The following is a 19,569-nucleotide window of genomic DNA, read 5'->3' on the forward strand; positions in this document are numbered from 1 at the left end:
TTGCCACTGCGCCCAACCCTTAATTTTAGCATAATTTTATAAGAAATGAACTCGAAGGAAACCCGTTCCAAATTTTTAGAATTTTTCAAGTCCAAACAGCACCTCATTGTTCCATCTGCGCCAATGGTTGTAAAAAACGATCCAACGCTGATGTTTACCAATAGCGGGATGGCTCCGTTCAAGGAATATTTCCTTGGAAACGGAAAACCAAAAAGCAACCGCATTGCCGATACACAGAAATGTCTGCGCGTAAGCGGTAAGCACAACGATTTGGAAGAGGTGGGAATGGATACCTACCACCACACAATGTTTGAAATGCTGGGCAACTGGAGTTTTGGCGATTATTTTAAAAAAGAAGCTATCGAATGGGCGTGGGAGCTTTTGACCGAAGTTTATAAAATTGATAAGGAAATTCTATACGTGACCATTTTTGAAGGCGATGAAAGTGAAGGTTTGGAGCGCGATACCGAAGCCTACAATTTTTGGAAACAATTTGTTCCCGAAGACCGAATTTTAAACGGAAATAAGAAGGATAATTTTTGGGAAATGGGCGATCAAGGTCCGTGCGGTCCCTGTAGCGAAATACACGTGGATATTCGCTCTGCGGAAGAAAAAGCAAAAATTCCCGGAAAGGATTTGGTGAACAACGACCATCCACAAGTGGTTGAAATCTGGAACTTAGTTTTTATGCAATTCAACCGAAAAGCAAACGGCAGTCTTGAAAAATTGCCCGCACAGCACGTAGATACGGGTATGGGCTTTGAAAGGTTGTGTATGGTGTTGCAGGGTAAACAAAGCAACTATGACACCGATGTTTTTATGCCACTGATTCGCGAAATAGAAACAATTACAGATTCTAAATACGGAAAAAACGAAAAGAAAGACATCGCAACCCGTGTTATTGCAGACCACGTTCGCGCGGTTGCATTTTCAATTGCAGATGGACAACTTCCGAGCAATACGGGAGCGGGTTACGTGATCCGAAGAATTTTAAGAAGGGCAATCCGCTACGGATTTACGTTTTTGGACAAAAAAGAACCTTTCATTTATAAATTGATTGACACATTAAGCGCGCAAATGGGCGATGCTTTCCCAGAATTGATTAATGAAAAGAACCTGATCACAAACGTAATTCGTGAAGAAGAACAATCGTTTTTGCGTACCCTTGATCAAGGTTTGGTTTTGCTTGAAAATGTTATTGAAACTGCTGATTCAAAGGAAATTTCAGGCAAAAAAGCATTTGAACTTTACGATACTTTCGGTTTTCCGATAGATTTAACGGCCTTGATTCTTCGCGAACGCGGTTATTCACTAAACGAAAAAGAATTTGACGCTGAACTTCAGCAACAAAAAGATCGTTCCCGCGCCGCAACAAAAGTGGAAACTGGTGATTGGGTAGTTTTGGAGAAAGATGACGTGGAGGAATTTGTGGGCTACGATACCTTGGAAACACAGGTGCGGATTACAAAATATCGCAAAGTGGAAAGTAAAAAGGAAGGCGAAATGTACCAATTGGTTTTCAACCTAACGCCTTTTTATCCCGAAGGTGGAGGCCAAGTGGGCGATAAAGGGTATTTGGAAGCTGCCGATGGTGGGGTAACTTATATTTTGGATACCAAAAAAGAGAACAATTTAATAATCCATTTCACAAAAACACTTCCGCGAAATGTTGAAACTACTTTTAAAGCGGTGGTTGATGAAAAACAACGAAACCGAACTGCATCAAACCACACCGCAACGCACTTGCTGCACCAAGGATTGCGAAATATTCTTGGCGAGCACGTTGCGCAAAAGGGAAGTATGGTCCACAGCCGGAATCTGCGTTTTGATTTTTCGCATTTTGCAAAAGTTAGCGATGAGGAATTGAAACAGGTTGAAGATTTTGTAAATGCAAGAATCCGCGAGGGAATTGCGTTGGAAGAAAGACGAAATATCCCGTACCAACAAGCTATTGACGAAGGTGCCATAGCACTTTTCGGTGAAAAATATGGCGATAGTGTGCGTGCAATAAAATTTGGAAAGTCGATGGAACTTTGCGGAGGTACACACGTGCCGAATACAAATGATATTTGGCATTTTATAATTACTTCCGAAGGGGCGGTTGCATCTGGAATTAGAAGGATTGAAGCAATTACTGGCGATGCTGCAAAACAATATTTTATTGATAGGAGTGAATCATTCGCATTGCTTCAAAAAGCGTTGAACAATGCACAAGATCCTGTGAAAGCTGTGGAAAGTTTACAGGAAGAAAATAGCAATTTGCAAAAACAAATTCAGCAATTGTTAAAGGATAAAGCGAAGAATCTAAAAGGCGAATTAAAAGCTGAAATTGCGCAAATAAACGGTGTGAATTTCCTTGCAAAAAAAATTGATTTGGATGCTGGCGGAATGAAGGATTTGGCTTTTGAAATGGGCGGCGAAACTGAAAATCTGTTTTTGGTTTTTGGTGCCGAACACGACGGAAAAGCGTTGTTGGCTTGCTATATTTCAAAGGAATTGGCTACTGGAAAAAAGCTGGATGCCGGAAAAATCGTCCGCGAACTTGGGAAATGTATCCAAGGCGGCGGAGGCGGACAACCCTTCTTTGCCACGGCTGGCGGAAAAAATCCTGCAGGGATTGAAGAAGCTCTGGAAAAAGCAAAGGATTTTTTGAAATAATTTGAAATTACAAACCGAAATACCATTAAAACCCGAAGAAAATCAAATAGATTATTCATCGAAGATTCTTTTATTGGGAAGTTGTTTTTCGGAAAATATTGGAGGGAAGTTTGATTATTACAAATTCCAAAATCTGCAGAATCCTTTTGGAGTAATCTTCAATCCTGTTTCCAATGAAAAATTCATTGTTCGCGCAATTGATAACGTTTCTTTTTCCGAAGAGGATATTTTTCAGCACAACGAAGTTTGGAAATGTTTTGAAAGCCATTCCGAGCTTTCCGCTTTGGATAAAAACGAATTTTTAGAAAATCTTAATTCAGCGCTACAAAAACTTCGCGAAGCACTTTTTTCTTCAACCCATATTATTTTCACATTTGGAACTGCGTGGGTTTACAGGGAAATAGAAAGGAACGAAATAGTGGCCAATTGCCATAAACTTCCACAGAAAAATTTTACGAAAGAGTTACTTTCAATCGAGGAAATTTCAGAAAGTCTACAAAACATTTACAGTAAAATTTCAGAAATAAATCCGGAAGCAACGATAATAAATACCGTTTCTCCAGTGCGTCATATTAAAGATGGTTTCGCGGAAAACTCCCTTAGTAAAGCACATTTACTTTCTGCAATCCACAACTTCAAAAATCAGCAATCAAAAACCAGCAATCAACATTCCCATTATTTTCCTTCTTTTGAAATTATGATGGACGAGCTGCGCGATTATCGTTTTTATGCCGAAGATATGCTTCACCCAAACAAAACGGCCATAGAAATCATTTGGCAAAAATTTTCAAAGGTTTGGATTTCTTCAGAAACAGAAACGCTTCAAAAAGAAATTGCCTCCATTCAAAATGGTTTAAAACATAGACCTTTGAACCCGGAAAGCACTGAACATCTTCAATTTTCGGAAAAGCTGCAACAGAAAATTTCTTCAGTTAAGAAACAATTTCCGCACATAAACTTTTAATTCTGGATTCATAATTCCGCATTCATAATTGTATAATACGTCAATTGCCCTATTGTAAAAACTTTCGGTTTGGGTCAATTTTGCTTCAACAATAATCACGTATTCGCATAAAGCGGAATATTAAACCAAACATTATGAAAACATTTAAAAAATCTATTTTAGTATTAATGGCAATTGTTGCCGTAAGTTTAACTTCTTGTAAAAAAGACGACGATGGCGGCGATGACCCACAAGGTGGTTCAGGGACTTTTACCGCAAAAGTTGATGGAAACAACTTTTCAGGAATGCAAGGAACAGTAGTTGCGAGAGTAACAAACTCTGGTGCTGGACAGGCGATTGCCATTAGTGGTGGAACTGAACAGTCTGAAAACCTACAAATTATTCTCACAAGTTTTGACGGTGAGGGTAGCTACGATTTGAATTTTGTTAATATAGGCACCTATAGTTATTTGCCAGATCCAAGTAATCCAGATCCTAATACAGTAGTTGTTTATTCAACTGTTGGAACCGGACAAGGAAACAATGGTACGATAAACATTTCCAGTTACGACGGAAATACAATTAAGGGTACGTTTAATTTTACTGGTTATAATTTGAACAACACCAGCGAGAGTGTTTCAGTAACCGATGGACAGTTTAATATTGAAGTGACCAATCAGTAATAAATTTTTGAAGGAAATCTCTATGTTGAGGTTTTTACGTGGGCCGGGGGCAGAACGCAAGTTTTTCCTCCGGTTTTTTTTACAGGTTGAGAAATTTAATTATTTCCTAAAGTTTTATGGACAATGTGCTTTCGGAAATAAGGCAACTGCCTTATTGCTTTTGCCTTTTAGTAAAGGCATCTTTGTATAAGAAGTTTAAAATGATCTACTAACCAGATTATTTTCACGCTGAGGGCGAAGTGAGGAGCGCCTAAAGTAATAAAAACCCCATGTTCAACTATGGGGTTTATTATTTTACAAAACAAATAAGGCAGATGCCCTATGGGTAAAAACAAAAAAGAAATATATATTTAAGGTTTATAACCAGTTACTTATGATGTTGCAGCTAATCTTCACAATAGTACTACTCTTCTCAATTTTGGGAATGCTGATTTGGGCGTATATGGAAAATAGGGCACTCGGCAGAGCCCATGCGCAAAGCATTTCTGAGTTGGAAAGTGCAATATCCATAAATTATGGGCAGGTAAACTTTAGAAAACAGCATCTCAACAACTATCAATTTATGCAGTACAATTTACACGAGGCTCTGGTGGTTCAATCTGAAATAAAATTATAGTTTATGTTTAGGTTTTTACTGTTTCTTCCGGTGCTAATGAATTTCACCGCCACGTATTCACAGAGCAAGAAAACAATTGATTCCATAAATACACTTTATGTCCAAGGGCTCAATATTCCACAAGATTCCATTGTTGCACTTTTTCAACAAAACCTAAAAGATGCCGAGAAAATTTCCTATGAATTAGGAATGGCAGGCGCACATTCACAACTGAGTTTGGTGTATGCCTACCAAGGAAAATATGAGGAAAGCACCAAAAGTTCCATTGAAGGGATAAAGATTTATGAAAAACTAAACCAACTGGACCGAGTTGCTGATTATTATGCCGAAATGGGCTATAGCATGAAGTACCGTGATATGGAAAAGGCACTTTACTACATGCAAAAAGGAAAGGCCATTGCTGAAGCCAATAATTTTGAGAATGAACTAAAGGATATTTATAACAACTACGGCGTTTTGAAAGAAATAAATAAAGAGCTGGATAGCGCTCTTTTCTATTTTGAAAAAGGCTTACAAATAAAACTGAAGCTCAACGACACCATAGGCATACCCTATAGTTGGAGTAATTTGGCCGGCGTGTATGGCTTGCAGGAAAATTTTTCAAAATCGAGGGAATATTTCAGCAAATCCCTTCAGCAACGATTGCAATGGGCAGATTCATTGGGCATTGCTGAAAATTATACACAGTTGGGTGAAGTTTTTGTTGCAGAGCAAAAATGGCGCAACGCAATTCCGCTAGTACATAAATCTTTACCTATTTCAAAAAAGAAACAGTATCAAAATCTCACACAGTATAACTACAAGCTGCTTTCAGATATTTATAAAAAATTAAAAAATACAGATTCGGCTTTGTATTATTTTGAACAATATGCTGCGATAAAAGATAGTGTACACGGACTGAAGGTGCAGGAGCGAATCGCGGCCTTAAACGTGGAATTTGAAACAGAAAAAAAACAAAACGAAATACTGCAACAGCGTGCCCAGCTTGCCGAAAAGGATTTGGAGGTACGTCGTAAAAACACTTTTATTTTTGGGAGCCTCGGGCTGGCATTGATTCTTGGCCTGCTCGGCTATTTGCTTTACAATCAGCAAAAACTTAGAAACCGTCAGCTTCAAAAAGAAGGTGAATTGAAAACCGCTTTGGCAAAAATTGAGACACAAAATAAACTGCAGGAGCAACGTTTACGAATATCCCGTGATCTTCACGACAATATTGGCGCACAGCTTACTTTTATCATTTCCAGCATTGATAATTTAAAATTTGGCTTTACGGATATAAGTGAAAAATTAGGCAGCAAACTCAGTAATATCAGCAGTTTCACACAGCAAACTATTTATGAGCTGCGCGATACCATTTGGGCGATGAATAAGGAAAATATAACCTTTGAAGATCTTCAGGCTCGTATCGCCAACTTTATAGAGCACGCAAAAAACGCCTCAGAAAAGACTGATTTTTCGTTTAATATAGAAGGAAATATTGATGAAGCACATGTTTTTTCTTCCGTAGTGGGAATGAATATTTACAGAATTATTCAAGAGGCTGTTAACAATGCCTTGAAATATGCTTCTGCAGATGAAATTGAAGTTAATATATCTGAAAAGGAGGCCAAATATAATATTGAAATTACTGATGATGGAATTGGGTTTGACCAGGATAATACTGAGCTCGGCAATGGATTAAATAATATGAAAAAACGTGCTAGGGAAGTTGGAGGCACGCTTCAAATTAAATCCTCAAAAAAGGGAACTTCAGTTTTGCTGAAGGTACCGAAATGATTCAAAAAAAATAAACTAATAAGGCAATTGCCCTATTTTTTTGATTATTCTTAAAAGGTATTTTTAGTATCTTTAAAACAACTAACCCGCAAAAGATGCTTAAAGTTGCAATAGTTGACGACAACACTTTTCTTATAAATGCCGTGAAGGAAAAACTCTCTTTTTTTGATGATGTTTCCGTGAAGCACACTTCCATGAACGGCACCGAATTACTAACAAAATTGGAAGAAAACCACAACCTAGATTTAATTTTGATGGATATTGAAATGCCCGTGCTGAGCGGTATTGAAACCACTCAAATCGTAAAGCAGAAATACCCACACATAAAAATAATCATGCTCACGGCTTTTGATAACGATGAGCATATTTTCAATGCAATAAAGGCTGGCGCTGATGGATATTTGCTTAAGGAAATCAATCCAAAGGATTTATACGAGGGCATAAAGGAAACCTTAAACGGCGGGGCTGCAATGAATCCCTCCATCGCAATGAAAACCTTAAAATTGCTCCGAAACCCGATAGATATACAAAATCCTCGCGACCAAGAAGAAATATCACTTTCCACACGCGAGGTGGAGGTTTTGGAACAACTCAGCAAAGGTTTGAGCTATACAGTTATTGCTGATCATCTTTTCCTTTCGCCCAGCACCGTGCGCAAACACATTGAAAATATCTACAAAAAACTGCAGGTACATAGCAAGATAGAAGCTGTTCAAAAGGCTAAAAACCATAATATCATTTAAAGCACCAACAAATAAATCCCAAATTCCAAATAGTAACTTTTGGGATCTGGGATTTGTATTTTGGAATTTATTTAATATTGTCAGTTCGAGCGCAGTCGAGAATTATTTAAGTTGAAAAGCTTCCTTCACCTTATCAACATAATCTAACTTTTCCCAAGTAAAAAGTTCCACTTCCTTTGTAATCTGTCCATTGTAGGGGCTTTCAAAAGTCTTGGTAATAACTTGTGGTTCTCTTCCCATATGCCCGTAAGAAGCGGTTTCGGAATAAATTGGGTTTCTCAATTTCAACCTTTTTTCAATAGCAGCAGGACGCATATTGAAAATTTCTGAAATCTTTTTTGCGATTTCGCCGTCAGACAAATTAACATTTTTAGAATTGTATGTATTCACCAAAATTGAAGTTGGTTCCACAACGCCAATTGCGTAAGAAACCTGCACTAAAACTTCATCTGCAACACCGGCTGCAACAAGGTTTTTCGCAATATGCCGTGCAGCATAGGCCGCACTTCTATCCACTTTACTCGGGTCTTTTCCGCTGAAAGCGCCGCCGCCGTGGGCTCCTTTTCCGCCGTAAGTGTCTACTATAATTTTTCTGCCAGTTAAACCGGTATCGCCGTGGGGCCCACCAATTACAAATTTTCCAGTTGGATTTATGTGATAAACAATATCGTCATTGTACAGTTTCTGAACATATTCCGGCAAAAGCTTCTTTACTCTCGGAATTAAAATCTCAACTATATCTTTTTTTATTTTTTTCAACATTGGCTCGTCTTCATCAAACTCGTCGTGCTGTGTGGAAACAACAATTGCCACGATTTTCTGCGGAATATTATCGTCGCTGTATTCAATGGTAACCTGACTTTTTGAGTCTGGGCGCAAATATTTTATTTCAGAATTTTCACGGCGAAGGGCAGCCAATTCAATCAAAATTTTATGTGAAATATCCAACGCCAACGGCATATAGTTTTCAGTTTCCTTTGTGGCGTAACCAAACATCATTCCTTGGTCGCCAGCACCCTGTTCTTCCTTGTTTTCACGATCCACACCCTGATTGATGTCCTGGGATTGTTCGTGAATTAACGAAATAACACCGCAAGAGTCCCCACTGAATTTATATTCGCCCTTTGTGTAACCAATTTTATTAATTACATCACGCGCAATATTTTGAACGTCAAGGTAGGTATTGCTCTTCACTTCGCCCGCCAAAACGACCTGTCCGGTTGTTACTAAAGTCTCGCAAGCAACTTTACTTTCAGGGTCGAATGCTAAAAAGTTATCCAAAAGCGCATCGCTTATTTGATCCGCAACTTTGTCTGGGTGTCCTTCGGAAACACTTTCCGAAGTAAATAAATAGGCCATAAAATGGTTTTAAAATTTATATTTTTCAGAAGATTTGACGAATGCCGACGAGGAAGTTTTCACTGCCTTTAGCATTTTTTATTGAGGTTGCAATCAGTCAAATCTTTCCTCTTAATTTGTCTTGGGCAAAAGTAAAAAAATTAAATGAACCGCAATTTTATTTAAAGTTTTTTGGCGAAATATTTGGTTATTAAATTTTTCTGACGCTATATTTGCGCTCACAAAGTTCAAAACTTTATTGAAATGTTATCAAGAAAGGCCGAGGGAATAGACCCTATGACGCCTTAGCAACCCTTTCTCCGGAAAGAAGGTGCTACATTCTACAACAATTTTGAATTTCAAAATTGGCGATAGATAACGACAAGACAATTTCTTTTCTGAAATTGCTTTTCATTTTTTTCTTTTTAACATTTTTCTATTGAAGTACGTCACAAGGCGCATTTTGACTTTTGGTTTAATCTATTTATTAACTCAAAAAAATTAGAAAAATGAGTGCAACAAAAATTATCCATTCCATTCCAAGTGATCCGTTAACGGGAGCTATTTCCGTCCCGGTTTACCAAACATCAACCTTTATCCAGGAAGCGCCGGGCATCAACAAAGGTTTTGATTACGCCCGAAGCAACAACCCAACCCGTAAAGTGCTGGAAGATGTGGTTGCCCAACTTGAAAACGGCCATTCCGGTTTTGCCTTCGCAACAGGATTGGCTGCCATTGATTCAGTTTTAAAATTGCTTTCAGCAGGTGATGAAATAGTTGCGGTTGATGATATCTACGGTGGTGCGTACCGACTTTTCACTCACGTTTATGAAAAACTGGGTATAAAAGTAAATTATGTTGATGCCACTGAAGTTGAAAATGTAGCGAACGCCGTTTCAATAAAAACCAAACTTGTTTGGATTGAATCACCAACGAATCCAACTTTGAAGATTTCAGATATTGAAGCTATTTCGAAAGTAGCTAAAAGTGTAAATGCACTTTTAGTTGTGGACAATACTTTCGCTTCCCCAATTGCCCAAAAACCGATTGATTTGGGTGCTGACATTGTTATTCACAGCGGCACAAAATACATCGGTGGCCATTCCGATTTAGTGGCGGGATTGGTAGTAACAAAAACTGCAGAGCTTTCCGAAAAAATAAAATTCATCCAAAATGCTTCGGGTGGAATTTTAGGTCCGTGGGATTGTTTTTTGACCATTCGCGGAATTGAAACCTTGGACATTCGCTATAAAAAACAATGCGAAAATGCTTTCAAAGTAGCCCTATTTTTGGAAAGTCAGGATGCGGTTTCAAAAGTGCATTATCCAGGTTTGAAAACCCACAAGAATCACGAAATCGCCAAAAAGCAACAAAACGGTTTGTTTGGCGGAATCGTTTCCTTCAGCTTAAAAAATGACACGCAGGAAGCAGCCGTAAAATTCGTGACCAATACGGAATATTTTAAACTTGCAGAAAGTCTTGGCGGTGTTAAAAGTTTGCTTTGCCATCCCGCACAAATGACGCACGCTTCCATTCCGCGTGAAATCCGTTTGAATGCAGGAATCAACGATTCGCTAATCCGCCTTTCTTGTGGAATTGAAGATGCGGAAGATTTGATAAACGATCTTTCGGAGGCCTTCAAAACCATTGAAAATTCAAAAGAAATTCTAACCTATTAAACCGAAAAAAGATGAGTGCAGCAACAATAGAACTTCCTTTGGAACAATTGATAAATCTAGAAAAGATTAAAAAGAAAAAAATAAACATCGCCATTTTCGGACACGGAAATGTAGGCAGCCATTTAGTAAACCAAATCATTTCTTCGAAAGAGGAAATCTCTCGAAGACGCGATTTGGAGCTGAATATTTTCGCAATCGCAAATTCAAAAACCCTATTGCTCCAGCAAAATGGATTAACCAAAAATTGGATTCAAGAAAAAACAGTATCGGGAAAGGAATATACTCCCGAAGAAGTGATTTCCTTCGCAAAGAAAAATAATCTACAAAATCTGATTTTAGTTGATAATACGGCTGATTCGGGCTTTGTTCAAAATTATTTAGCCTTTGTTGAAAATGGTTTCCATTTGGTTTCCTCAAATAAAATTGCAAATACGTTGGATTTGAATTTTTACAAAGAACTTCGCCAAAAGTTGATTTCAAAAAAACGGCAATATCTTTATGAAACTAATGTTGGAGCAGGGCTTCCGTTGATTGATACGATTAAATTATTGCATCTTTCAGGTGAAAATATCACGCGAATCCGTGGCGTGTTTTCGGGTTCGTTGAGCTATATTTTCAATACATTTTCGGAAGAGGATAGAACGTTTAGTTCGGTTTTAAAATCTGCAATCAACAAAGAATTTACAGAGCCTGACCCTCGCGAGGACCTTTGTGGCAATGACGTTGGTCGGAAATTGCTTATCTTGGCTCGTGAATTGGATTTACACAACGAATTTGCAGATATTTCTATTCAAAACCTAATTCCAAAGGATTTGCGAAAGGTTTCAAAAGAAGAGTTTTTGGAGCGATTGAACGAATTGGACATTCCCTTTCAAATCAAAAAGAAGAATCAATCGAAAGATTCCGTTTTTCGTTATGTTGCCGATTTGCACGGTGATTTATCAAAGGAAACGGGCGCGCTTTTGGATGTGAGTTTGGTGTCGGTTTCCAAAAATAGTATGCTGGGAGCACTTAAAGGTAGCGACTCGATTTTTGAAATTTACACCGAAAGTTACGGTGATAATCCAATTGTGATTCAAGGTGCTGGAGCAGGGGCAGCGGTTACTGCGAGAGGCGTTTTTGGAGATATTTTGAGGATTAGTGATAAAGATTAAAAAAGACACAAGACTTAAGACCGCTGCGCTGTAAGACATAAGACAGAAAAAGCTTTTAATAATTTTAGTCCTACGTCTTACCGTCTTAAGTCATTCATCATTAAACGATAAACAAAATATAGCATATGAAAGTTTCACTAAACAGAATCAACGACAACTATCTTTTTGAAGCAAAGGGCGCTTCAGGCGTACCCGTTTTAATCGACAATAAAACAGACGAGCCCTCAAAAGGCGCAAGCCCGATGGAACTTTTGTTGATGGGTGTTGGGGGTTGCAATGCAATAGATATTGTAATGATTTTAAAGAAACAGCGGCAGGAAATCACTTCCTATAAAATAGAGGTGGAAGGTCAACGTAAGGAAGTGCGCGATGCAAAACCGTTTGAAGCAATTCACATAAAACTGTATTTGGAAGGCAAAATTGATGAGGCAAAAGCCGTTCGTGCTGCACAACTTAGTTTTGAGAAGTACTGTTCGGTTTCCATCACGCTGGAAGCTTCGGTGAAAATTACGTATAGCATTGTGCTTAATGGGAAAGCGATTAAATGACGGAAAGTAAGAAAGGACGAAAGGATAAAAAGAAAAAAAGACGAAATGACAAAAGATAAATTCCTTTTCGTCCTTTAGCGAAGCGGACTTGGGTCACTTCCAAAACTAATTTTGTATTGTAAACTTTATAATGTTACTTTGTATCAGTTCATATTCATAGTTAAAAGTTATCAAGAAAGGCCGAGGGAATAGACCCTTTGACGCCTTAGCAACCCTTTCGCCAGAATGAAGGTGCTACATTCTACTTCTGTTTTTGCAGAGATAGATAACACAAAACAGGTTTTTCCTTCACCTTTTCTTGATATTTTTTTGGTTCCCCCTTCGAAGGGGGTTAGGGGGATGTTTATGGCGTGCCCCTTCGGGTCGGGCTTTCCACTGCAATCTTTTTAGTTTGTCACCTTGAGCGCAGTCGAAAGGTCGCTGATAAATTAAAAAGGATAGAGTTTATCCTGAGCGGAGACGAAGGGCTACAATCCCTCACGCAAATTTGAACTTCAATTAAAAATCAGGAAATGAATAAAATACAACAAGCACTTCAAAACCGAATCCTAATCCTCGACGGCGCAATGGGCACGATGCTGCAGCGCTACAAATTTTCGGAAGAAGATTTTCGTGGCGAACGTTTCAAAAATTACCATAAATCGGTGCAAGGGAATAATGACTTGCTTTCCATCACACAACCACAAGCCATTGCTGAAATCCATTCAAAATATTTTGCAGCCGGCGCCGATATTGTGGAAACCAATACCTTTTCCAGCACTACCATCGCAATGGTCGATTACGATATGCAGGATTTGGTGTATGAATTAAATTACGAATCCGCTAAAATCGCAAAAAAAGTCGCTGAGGATTTCACCGAAAAGGAACCGAACAAACCACGTTTCGTAGCGGGAGCCATAGGCCCGACAAACAAAACGGCAAGTATGAGCCCAGTTGTTAATGATCCCGGTTTTCGCGCCATTTCTTTTGAGGAATTGCGCGTTGCTTACAAACAGCAGGCCGAAGCCTTGATTGATGGCGGTGTGGATTTGCTTTTAGTTGAAACCATTTTTGATACATTGAATGCAAAAGCAGCTCTTTTCGCAATCGATGAAATAAAAGAAGAACGAAATCTCGACATCCCAATAATGATAAGTGGAACTATTACCGATGCTTCCGGGCGCACGCTTTCCGGCCAAACGGCAGAGGCGTTCTTGATTTCAATTTCGCATATTCCCCTGTTGAGCGTAGGTTTCAACTGTGCCTTGGGCGCCAAACAGCTCACGCCCCATCTTGAAGTGATTGCAAACCGCACCAAGCTTGCCGTGAGCGCCTATCCAAATGCAGGCTTGCCAAACGCATTCGGGGAATACGATGAAAGTCCGAAGCAAATGGCGGAGCAGGTGAAGGAATATTTGGACAAACAATTGGTAAACATCATAGGCGGTTGTTGCGGCACCACGCCAGAACACATAAAAGCCATTGCCGAAATCGCTTCGCAATACAAACCACGACCTGTTTTTAAATCTGAAAACCTTACTGTATGATACCCACAAAACAAGAAGTCGAAGCAGCTGGCGCGCGAGTAAAACCATACGTTCACAACACGCCCGTTTTGAAATCTTCCTATATAAATGAACTTTCCGGCGCGGAAGTTTTCTTTAAATGTGAGAATTTCCAAAAGATGGGAGCTTTCAAAATGCGGGGCGCGACCAATGCAATTCTTCAGCTTTCCGAAGCGCAGAAAAAGGCTGGAGTTGTAACGCATTCCTCCGGAAATTTTGCACAGGCACTCTCATTGGCAGCGAAAAATCTTGGCGTGAAAGCCTACATCGTGATGCCCGAAAATGCACCACAAGTAAAAAAAGAAGCGGTTAAAGGTTACGGCGGAATTATCACAGAATCCGAATCAACCCCAATTGCGCGTGAAACTGAGGCTGAACGGATTCAGAAAGAAACGGGTGCAACATTTATCCATCCTTCAAACGATAGAAATGTAATTCTTGGAAACGCAACTTCCGCCGCGGAATTGCTTCACTCACACCTCGATTTGGATTATGTTTTCACACCCGTTGGCGGTGGCGGATTGATTGCCGGAACATCACTTTCGGTTAATTATTTTGGAAAAAATTGCAAAACAATCGGCGGCGAACCGTTTGAGGTTGACGACGCTTTTCGAAGTTTAAAAAGCGGGAAAATAGAATTCAACGAAAACACAAATACAATCGCCGACGGACTTAAAACCTTTCTGGGCGATGTCAATTTCCCCATAATAAAGGAATTCGTTTCAGAAATAATATGCGTTGAAGAAACCGAAATCATTTCAGCAATGAAACTCATTTGGGAACGGATGAAAATTATTGTCGAACCTAGTAGCGCTGTAGCTTTTGCAGCTTTGCTCCGGGAAAAAGAACGCTTTAAAAATAGAAAAATAGGAATTATCATTTCTGGCGGAAATGTGGATTTAAAAAATCTGCCATTTTAATCTCTGTGCCCTCAGTGCTCTCTGTGCCTCCGTGGTGAAAAAATAAAACACAAAGACACAGAGGACGCAAAGGATAATAAAAAATGAAAACAGAAAATAAAAAATACCTAAAACTTAGCGGTCTCGAGCCTCTTATAATCACTCCCGAAAGCAATTTCATAAACGTGGGGGAACGCACTAATGTGGCAGGTTCAAAGAAATTCCTTCGATTGATTAAAGAAGGTGATTTTGAGGAAGCGCTTTCCGTTGCCCGCGAACAAGTGGAAAACGGCGCGCAGATCATCGACGTGAATATGGACGATGGTTTGATCGATGGCAAAGAGGCAATGGTGAAATTCTTAAACCTTGTTGTCGCAGAGCCCGATATTTCACGCGTTCCAATAATGATTGACAGCAGTAAGTGGGAAATTATTGAAGCCGGTTTACAGGTGGTACAAGGCAAATGTGTGGTGAATTCCATCAGTTTAAAAGAAGGCGAAGCAGAATTTATCCATCACGCAAAACTCATAAAACGCTACGGTGCCGCGGTAATCGTAATGGCTTTTGATGAAGTGGGCCAAGCTGACAATTACGAAAGAAGAATTGAAATCGCCAAACGCTCCTATGATATTTTGGTGAATCAGGTAAAATTCGCTCCCGAAGACATCATTTTCGATTTGAATATTTTCCCCGTGGCAACGGGAATGGATGAGCACAGAAAAAACGCTGTAGATTTTATCGAGGCTACGCGCTGGGTTCGCGAAAATCTGCCACACGTGAGTGTGAGTGGTGGCGTGAGCAATGTTTCCTTTAGTTTCCGTGGGAATGATCCCGTTCGGGAGGCGATGCATTCCGTGTTTTTGTACCACGCCATTAAAGCGGGAATGAACATTGGGATTGTAAATCCGGCGATGTTGGAGGTGTACGATAACATTCCGAAAGATTTATTGGAACGCGTGGAGGACGTAATGCTCAACCGTCGCGATGATGCTACGGAACGTTTACTCGATTTTGCCGAAACCGTAAAAGGAACGGCAAAGGAAAGTAAAATCGATTTGTCATGGCGGGAAGAACCGTTGCAAGACCGTATTACGAGAGCGTTGGTAAAAGGAATTGATGAATTTATTTTAGAAGATATCGAGGAAGCGCGTCAAAGCGTGTCAAAACCCATTGAAGTCATCGAGGGTCATTTAATGACTGGAATGAATGTGGTTGGCGACCTTTTCGGAAGCGGAAAAATGTTTTTGCCACAAGTGGTGAAATCTGCGCGAGTAATGAAAAAAGCAGTAGCGTACTTGCTTCCATACATCGAAGAAGAAAAACTTAAAAACCCACAAATTGGAGATTCCAAAAATGCAGGGAAAGTGTTGATGGCCACTGTTAAGGGCGACGTTCATGACATTGGGAAAAATATTGTAGGCGTTGTTTTGGCCTGCAACAATTATGAAATTATCGATTTAGGCGTTATGGTTCCACCTGAAAAAATAATAGCAACGGCGAAGGAAGAAAATGTGGATGCAATTGGCTTGAGCGGTTTGATAACACCGTCATTGGACGAAATGGTCTTTTTGGCCAAGGAAATGCAACGCCAAAATTTCAAAGTACCTCTTTTAATTGGCGGGGCTACAACAAGCAAAGCGCACACGGCGGTTAAAATAGACCCCGAATACGAATGTGCTGTGGTGCATATAAACGATGCTTCCCGGGCGGTAACCGTTGTAGGCGATTTGTTAAAAAAGGAAAGTTCGGTTTCATATAAAGAAAACTTGAAAAAAGAATACGATAATTTCCGAAAGGATTTTCTGAAAAGACAAAGAGTAAAAACCTATATATCAATTGAAGAAGCTCGAAAAAATAAGTTTCAAATTAATTGGAAAACTTCGGAAATTAAAAAGCCGAACCAATTGGGCGTGCAGATTTTGAAGGATTTTGATTTGAATATTTTGAAAGATTATATCGATTGGACACCCTTTTTCCGAAGTTGGGAGCTGCACGGAAGGTTTCCAAATATTTTGAAGGATGAAATTGTAGGCAAACAAGCAACCGAATTATTTGCTGATGCACAAAAAATGCTCGATAAAATAATTTCAGAGAAACTCTTGGAAGCACGCGCCGTTTTTGGAATTTTTGAGGCGAATACTGTAAATGATGATGATATAACAATTCAAAATTCAGAATTCAGAATTCAAAATTATTTTTTCCGAACGCTACGCCAACAATCACAAAAAGCCGCTGGAAAACCGAATCTTGCCTTAGCCGATTTTATTGCGCCAAAGGAAACAGGAATTCAGGATTATATTGGTTGTTTCTGTGTAAGTACTGGTTTTGGTACTGCTGAATTGGCTTCAAAATATGAGAAAGAGCACGACGATTACAATGCCATAATGGTAAAAGCTTTGGCAGACCGTTTGGCAGAGGCTTTTGCGGAATTTCTTCACAAAAAAGTGCGGACAGAATTTTGGGGTTACGCTTCCGAAGAAAATCTTTCCAATGAAGATTTAATTTCAGAAAAATACAAAGGAATTCGTCCCGCGCCGGGCTATCCCGCTTGTCCCGATCATTTGGAAAAAATCACTATTTGGGAAGTTTTAGAAGTAAAGGAAAACATAGGTGTGGAACTTACCGAAAGCTTGGCAATGTGGCCGGCGGCTTCGGTTTCGGGATATTATTATGCAAATCCCGAGGCGCGCTATTTCGGTCTTGGAAAAATTAAGGAAGACCAAGTAAAAGATTTCGCAAAGAGGAAAAATATAAATTTAGAAGAAGCCACGAATTGGCTGAAAACAAATTTGGCGGACTAGTCCCCTCCCTGCCCTCCCCAAAGGGGAGAGGGGGCAAATAATATAAAATCGATAATTAAAATAAAAATCCCAAAAGCTCCCTCTCCTTAGGAGAGGGTTGGGGAGAGGACTTATGAAAGTAACCGAACACATAAAAAACGGCAACGGAAAAACACAGTTTTCGTTCGAGATTTTACCGCCTTTAAAGGGCGAAAATATCCATTCCATTTTTGAAAATATTGATCCTTTGATGGAGTTTCAGCCGCCCTACATAAACGTAACCTATCATCGTGAGGAATACGTTTTTAAGGAATTAAAAAATGGTTTAATAGAAAAGAAAATCGTTCGTAAACGTCCTGGAACGGTGGGAATTTGTGCCGCAATTCAAAACAAATATGATGTGGATGCCGTACCACACATTCTTTGCGGCGGATTTACGAAAGAAGAAACCGAAAATTTTTTGATAGACCTTCAGTTTTTGGGAATTGACAATGTTATGGCTTTGCGAGGCGATGCCGTAAAAAGTGAAACCTATTTCACACCCAATAAAAATGGCCACAAGTATGCCTGCGATCTTGTTTCACAAATAAATTCGATGAACAAGGGCCAATATCTCGATGATGAACTTCAACATACTTTTCCGACCGATTTTTGTGTGGGTGTAGCTGGCTATCCCGAAAAACATATGGAAGCGCCAAGTAGCGAGAGCGATATCCATTTCCTAAAAAAGAAAATTAAGAATGGTGCGGGATATATAGTGACACAGATGTTTTTCGACAATGAAAAATATTTCAAATTTGTGGAAAAATGCAGAGCAGAGGGCATTATCGTTCCTATTATTCCCGGCTTAAAACCCATTGCAGTGAAATCGCATCTCAATTTAATTCCACATCGCTTTAAAGTGGATTTGCCCGATGCGTTGGTAATGGAAGTGGTAAAGGCAAAAGATAATAAAGCCGTTCGGCAGATTGGGATTGATTGGTGCGTAAAGCAAAGCAAAGAACTTGTAAAAGCGGGAGTGCCTTTTCTTCATTATTATTCTATGGGGAAAAGCAGCAATATTAAAGAAATTGCTTCGCAAGTATTTTAAGATTGTTTTATTTTGCGGTAATGTCCCGAATTGCGTTTTTAGTGGTTTTTCTCACAACTTCTTTTGTTTTTTCACAGGAAAAAAACAAGGATTTTTTTGTGGACGCCAATTATTTCTACGGAACCATTCTTCGGCACAATAAGGATATTTCACATTTGGTAAAAGCCCATCCCGATGGTTTTATTATTGGTTTTAACCGAAAAACCTACGGAGCCGAACGATGGCAACAGGAATATAACTATCCCGATTGGGGTTTTTCTTTCGTGCATCAAAATGCGCATTACGATGTTTTGGGTGAAAATTATGGGCTGTACGGGCATTTCAATTTTTACTTTTTAAAGCGAAATCTTTTTTTCCGAATAGGGCAGGGTATTGCATACAATACCAATCCGTTTGACTTAGAAACCAATTTTAAAAATAATGCTTACGGTACCCGTTTGTTGAGTTCAACCTATTTGATGCTGAATTACAACAAGCAAAATCTTTTCAAAAACTTCGGGGTTCAGGCGGGGATTGCTTTAGTGCATTATTCAAATGGAAATTTTAAGGCGCCAAATTCCAGTACAAATGCGTTCACTCTAAATGTTGGTGTGCAATATTCCGTTGCCGATGAAAGAAATCCGGAATACATTTCCGATTCACTTTCGAATAAAATTACAGAACCTATAAAATACAACTTTGTGCTTCGCGGCGGTTTGAATGAAAGTGATTATTTAAACCTGGGCCAGCATCCCTTTTTTGTTGTTTCTGCCTTTGCAGACAAGCGGTTGAGCTATAAAAGTACGATTCAGTTGGGCGCAGATTTTTTTTATTTACCATTTCTGAAAAAGGAAATAGAATACCTTTCCGTTGCTTTTCCCAGTTTTGGCGTAAAAGGCGATGAAGATTTTAAGCGGGTGGGAATTTTTGCCGGTCACGAACTTCGAATCAACCAATTGGCAGTGGTTTCACAAGCCGGATATTACGTTTATTATCCCTACGATTTTGAAGGACGAACTTATTTTCGCGCGGGGTTGAAATATTATTTTACTGATAAGCTTTTCACTGCAATCACATTAAAATCACATGGAGCGAAAGTGGAAGGCGTTGAATTTGGTGTAGGAATTAGAATATAGTTT

At 39.3% G+C, this 19,569-nt stretch carries 14 protein-coding genes, 1 pseudogene and 2 riboswitches; of the genes and pseudogenes, 14 read left to right on the top strand and 1 reads right to left on the bottom strand.

Annotated features, from left to right (window positions below):
• Positions 1-45: 45 nt before the first annotated feature.
• From alaS to JK629_RS08260, 6 genes are all read left to right on the top strand, one after another.
• The gene (gene alaS, locus JK629_RS08235; RefSeq protein WP_202335183.1) at positions 46-2,658 is read left to right on the top strand and encodes an alanine--tRNA ligase; all 2,613 of its coding nucleotides are present in this window, start codon (positions 46-48) and stop codon (positions 2,656-2,658) included.
• Between the two features lies 1 nt (position 2,659).
• On the top strand, positions 2,660-3,622 hold the full coding sequence (locus JK629_RS08240) for a GSCFA domain-containing protein (RefSeq protein WP_202335184.1): 963 nt from the start codon (positions 2,660-2,662) through the stop codon (positions 3,620-3,622).
• 134 nt (positions 3,623-3,756) lie between these two features.
• Positions 3,757-4,284, top strand: coding sequence for a DUF6252 family protein (locus JK629_RS08245; protein WP_202335185.1), 528 nt, complete (start codon positions 3,757-3,759; stop codon positions 4,282-4,284).
• Between the two features lie 373 nt (positions 4,285-4,657).
• Positions 4,658-4,900: a hypothetical protein gene (locus tag JK629_RS08250; RefSeq protein WP_202335186.1), complete on the top strand. Its 243-nt coding sequence runs from the start codon at positions 4,658-4,660 to the stop codon at positions 4,898-4,900.
• Positions 4,901-4,903: 3 nt separating this feature from the next.
• A complete protein-coding gene (locus tag JK629_RS08255) occupies positions 4,904-6,676 on the top strand; it encodes a tetratricopeptide repeat-containing sensor histidine kinase (RefSeq protein ID WP_202335187.1) in 1,773 nt (590 codons plus the stop codon).
• Between the two features lie 95 nt (positions 6,677-6,771).
• Positions 6,772-7,419 carry a response regulator gene (locus JK629_RS08260; protein ID WP_202335188.1) on the top strand — a complete coding sequence of 216 codons (648 nt, stop codon included), beginning with the start codon at positions 6,772-6,774 and terminating at the stop codon, positions 7,417-7,419.
• 102 nt (positions 7,420-7,521) lie between these two features.
• Here the strand turns inward: JK629_RS08260 and metK are convergent, their stop codons facing one another.
• Positions 7,522-8,778 carry a methionine adenosyltransferase gene (gene metK, locus JK629_RS08265; protein WP_202335189.1) on the bottom strand — a complete coding sequence of 419 codons (1,257 nt, stop codon included), beginning with the start codon at positions 8,776-8,778 and terminating at the stop codon, positions 7,522-7,524.
• Between the two features lie 243 nt (positions 8,779-9,021).
• A riboswitch (SAM riboswitch) is annotated at positions 9,022-9,139 on the top strand.
• A 127-nt stretch (positions 9,140-9,266) separates the two neighbouring features.
• On the opposite strand from metK, the gene JK629_RS08270 reads away from it, so the two are divergent.
• The 8 genes and pseudogenes from JK629_RS08270 to JK629_RS08305 all read left to right on the top strand — a co-directional run bounded on the left by JK629_RS08270 (position 9,267) and on the right by JK629_RS08305 (position 19,566).
• A complete protein-coding gene (locus JK629_RS08270; protein ID WP_202335190.1) occupies positions 9,267-10,436 on the top strand; it encodes a trans-sulfuration enzyme family protein in 1,170 nt (389 codons plus the stop codon).
• A pseudogene (locus JK629_RS08275) lies at positions 10,418-11,590 on the top strand (bifunctional aspartate kinase/homoserine dehydrogenase I); the annotation flags it as partial. The gene JK629_RS08270 and the pseudogene JK629_RS08275, both read left to right, overlap by 19 nt.
• A 125-nt stretch (positions 11,591-11,715) precedes the next feature.
• Positions 11,716-12,138, top strand: coding sequence for an OsmC family protein (locus JK629_RS08280; RefSeq protein ID WP_202335192.1), 423 nt, complete (start codon positions 11,716-11,718; stop codon positions 12,136-12,138).
• A gap of 164 nt (positions 12,139-12,302) precedes the next feature.
• Positions 12,303-12,410, top strand: a riboswitch (SAM riboswitch).
• Between the two features lie 240 nt (positions 12,411-12,650).
• Positions 12,651-13,664 (top strand): homocysteine S-methyltransferase family protein, encoded by a 1,014-nt coding sequence (locus tag JK629_RS08285; RefSeq protein WP_202335193.1) that lies wholly within the window; start codon positions 12,651-12,653, stop codon positions 13,662-13,664.
• On the top strand, positions 13,661-14,602 hold the full coding sequence (locus tag JK629_RS08290) for a pyridoxal-phosphate dependent enzyme (protein ID WP_202335194.1): 942 nt from the start codon (positions 13,661-13,663) through the stop codon (positions 14,600-14,602). The genes JK629_RS08285 and JK629_RS08290 overlap by 4 nt, the downstream gene beginning before the upstream one ends.
• A gap of 83 nt (positions 14,603-14,685) precedes the next feature.
• Positions 14,686-17,382: a methionine synthase gene (gene metH, locus JK629_RS08295; RefSeq protein WP_202335195.1), complete on the top strand. Its 2,697-nt coding sequence runs from the start codon at positions 14,686-14,688 to the stop codon at positions 17,380-17,382.
• A gap of 112 nt (positions 17,383-17,494) precedes the next feature.
• Positions 17,495-18,451 carry a methylenetetrahydrofolate reductase [NAD(P)H] gene (gene metF, locus JK629_RS08300; protein WP_202335196.1) on the top strand — a complete coding sequence of 319 codons (957 nt, stop codon included), beginning with the start codon at positions 17,495-17,497 and terminating at the stop codon, positions 18,449-18,451.
• A 20-nt stretch (positions 18,452-18,471) separates the two neighbouring features.
• On the top strand, positions 18,472-19,566 hold the full coding sequence (locus JK629_RS08305) for an acyloxyacyl hydrolase (protein WP_202338027.1): 1,095 nt from the start codon (positions 18,472-18,474) through the stop codon (positions 19,564-19,566).
• Positions 19,567-19,569: the final 3 nt, after the last annotated feature.

Source organism: Aequorivita iocasae (assembly GCF_016757735.1).
In the GTDB taxonomy this organism is placed as follows: domain Bacteria; phylum Bacteroidota; class Bacteroidia; order Flavobacteriales; family Flavobacteriaceae; genus Aequorivita; species Aequorivita iocasae.